Origin of the sequence: Bradyrhizobium sp. 17 (genome assembly GCF_023073515.1) — a bacterium.
GTDB lineage: Bacteria > Pseudomonadota > Alphaproteobacteria > Rhizobiales > Xanthobacteraceae > Bradyrhizobium > Bradyrhizobium canariense_D.
In genome coordinates, this window is sequence record NZ_JADPJQ010000044.1 from 1 (window position 1) to 939 (window position 939).

Genomic DNA, 939 nt, shown 5'->3' on the forward strand with positions numbered 1-939 from the left:
TTTATGGCGCGCCAATCAGCCTAGCCTGAAGGAGATCGAGCTTAGCGCGCCCGTACATTTGCCGTTTGACCAGCTTGAGCTTGGTGATCTGAGCTTCCACTTGGCCATTGGACCATGGTTGCGTGATAGCCGCGTGCACCGCGCCCTTATCGTTGGCAATGCCATTCGCGAACGAGGCAATGAGGCTCCGCTTGGAGTCATCAATCCAAGGTTCGAGCTCCATCTCGGCCTTCTTTCGGATCATCGCGTGGAAGCGGCCAACGAGAGCTTGGGCATCGGCCAGCATAGGAACGTTTTGTTCGATGACCGCAAGCGTGACGGTCTCGGCTTTGGTTAGGTGGTCGCGCTTCGTCGTCATCAGCTGCGCTATCGTCCTGGCGGCGGGGACCTTCTGCAATTGTTGATGGCTGATAGTCTCGGCACGTCGCCGTCGCGTCGCCCATTCCGCCACGACGCGCAGCGATCCCTTGAAGCCTTGTCCCTTCAAGCGGCGCCAGAGCTCGGCACCGTTGCGACAGCCGACTGACCACTGCGCGTCCAGGAACGGCAGATGCCCGTCCAGGGTGCTTTGACGGGTGCGGAACATATCCGTACCGCCGCCGCGGCTAATTTGGCGAACCAGATTGCGACTATGTCCTGTGCGGCGGACGATCTCCTTGAGCGACACACCGTCGCTGACGAGAGCCGTAATTACGGCATGGCTGTCCTGCCGCCGCAAATAGCCCTGATAGCGCAGCTTTTCCGCACAGGTCAGCAATTCCGGGTTGATCGTCGTCGCTCCAATTGCGGTTCGGATTCTGTTCATGGAGCGGCGCACCGCATCAAGGAAGGCCGCGCTCGCATTTTCCATCAGATGCCAGCGGTCGGCGACTTGGATGGCGTTCGGCAGCGCCTTGGCTGCTGCCTCGCCGTATCCACCACCGCGATCTCGCGACACAA

General features: G+C 60.4%; 1 protein-coding gene. It reads right to left on the bottom strand.

Translation table 11 applies throughout. From position 1 onward, the window contains the following. Position 1: 1 nt before the first annotated feature. Positions 2 to 939, bottom strand: a 938-nt coding sequence (locus IVB13_RS08295; RefSeq protein WP_247488306.1) for a transposase, incomplete at its 5' end; no start/stop codon positions are given.